The 308-nt window shown below is 47.4% G+C and carries 1 pseudogene; it reads right to left on the bottom strand.

Annotation, left to right across the window (positions count from 1 at the left end):
- Positions 1 to 56: 56 nt before the first annotated feature.
- Positions 57 to 308: pseudogene (locus tag A3775_RS11920) on the bottom strand (photosystem II q(b) protein); the annotation flags it as partial.

Genomic DNA, 308 nt, shown 5'->3' with positions numbered 1-308 from the left:
CAAAAAAGCCTCCCCCGTAAGGAGGAAGCTTTTTTGTGATTGCTAAAGGTTAATGATTAACCGTTGATAGCAGGAGCGGTTAAAGCAACAGGAGCAACTTCGCCAGCAGCTAAGTCTAAGGGGAAGTTGTGAGCGTTACGCTCGTGCATTACTTCCATACCCAAGTTAGCGCGGTTGATGATGTCAGCCCAGGTGTTGATTACACGACCTTGAGAGTCGATGATGGACTGGTTGAAGTTGAAACCGTTCAAGTTGAACGCCATTGTGCTAACACCCAAAGCGGTAAACCAGATACCGATTACAGGCCA

Source organism: Anabaena sp. 4-3, assembly GCF_001597745.1.
Taxonomy (GTDB): domain Bacteria; phylum Cyanobacteriota; class Cyanobacteriia; order Cyanobacteriales; family Nostocaceae; genus Trichormus.
This window is presented reverse-complemented; position numbering and strand designations above follow the sequence as displayed.